General features: G+C 70.1%; 2 protein-coding genes. One reads left to right on the plus strand and one right to left on the minus strand.

The features are described 5' to 3' along the window. Positions 1–172: 172 nt before the first annotated feature. Positions 173–544, plus strand: a complete 372-nt coding sequence (locus G6030_RS15465; RefSeq protein WP_182643722.1) for a nuclear transport factor 2 family protein — start codon at positions 173–175, stop codon at positions 542–544. A gap of 121 nt (positions 545–665) precedes the next feature. Here G6030_RS15465 and G6030_RS15470 read toward each other — a convergent pair. Beyond that, a partial coding sequence (locus G6030_RS15470) for a cobalt-precorrin-6A reductase (protein ID WP_182643723.1) occupies positions 666–1,389 on the minus strand: 724 nt, incomplete at its 5' end.

The raw sequence follows: 1,389 nt of genomic DNA on the forward strand, positions 1-1,389 counted from the left end.
CCCGGTCCCGCTCGCTCTGCCGTGACACTGATTTGGTCGTAGCCATCGCGGCGATGCGGGCGAAATCGCGCGATGGCTACTACCAATTCCGCGATGATGACGACCGAACAAGGTTGGGCGGGGCATCGACCGGACCAGCGCCCCGGCCGACCGCGACAAGCGAGGAGACCATATGAGCGTCCACGACGTCATCACCGCCTACTACGAGGCCTACAACAGCGAGGACCCGCACCAGCTGGCGGCCGTGCTACACGAGGACGTGGTCCTGCACTCTGCCGCCGGGACGCAGCACGGGCTGTCCGCCTACCTCGACACCTACCGCGCGATGACCAGCACATTCGTCGACCGCATGACGCCCGAAGAGATCGAGGTCGACGGCGACACGGCCACCGTCACCATCGTGAACACCCTCACCGCGCGTGCTGACGTGAAGGACTTCATGGGAATGTCGCTCGACGAGGGGCAGGCCATGACGTTGAACCTGAAGGGCCGGTACACCGTGGACGGCGACCGGATCCGGGAGATCAACCTCGAATTGCTCTAGCGGGAGTCGGCCGGGCGCTCCACGACGGGCCAGGCGGTCCGCGACTGACACGACGCGAGACTTTGGTGTAGTTACTGCGATGAACCGGCCGGATTCTCGCAGTAGCTACACCGAAGTTCGCCTAGGAGTTCGCGGCGGACGCGCTGACCCAGTCCGCGGCGGCCGCGGCGTCGTCCACCACCTGCACACCCGGCGCGGGGCCGGGCCGGCGCACCACCACGACCGGTACGCCGAGCTCGTCGGCCACAGCCATCTTCGACCACGTGTGGTCGCCTCCCGAATCCTTGGTGACCAGCACGTCCACGCCGTGCTCGGCGAAGAGCTCGCGCTCGACGTCGACCGAGTACGGGCCTCGGCTCAGCAGCAGCCGCCACGGCTCGGGCAGCGCCACCTCGGGCGGGTCCACCACCCTGACCAGCGCCTGATGCTCGGCGAGGGGGCCCACGAACCTGCCCAGCGACTGCCGGCCGATCGTGAGAAACGGCCGGCGGCCCAGTCGGGAGGTAATAGCCGCGGCCTCGTCGTGATCGTCGACCCAGTGCCAGCGGTCGGCCCCCGGAGCGGCAGCCCAACCCGGGCGCTCGAGGCGCAGCAGCGGGACCCGCGCGGCCGCACACGCAGCGGCGGCATTGGCCGAGATGCCCGCGGCAAACGGGTGGGTGGCGTCGACGACCGCGGTCACGCCGGCCTCGCACAGAAAGCGCTGAAGTCCGTCGGCCCCGCCAAACCCACCGATCCGCACCTCGCCCACCGGCAGTCGCGGCCGCGCCACCCGCCCCGCGAGCGACGACAACGCCGGCACCCCGCGCTCGACCAACAGGGCGGCGAGCTCGCGGGCCTCGGCC

Source organism: Dietzia sp. E1, assembly GCF_014145015.1.
GTDB lineage: Bacteria > Actinomycetota > Actinomycetes > Mycobacteriales > Mycobacteriaceae > Dietzia > Dietzia cinnamea_A.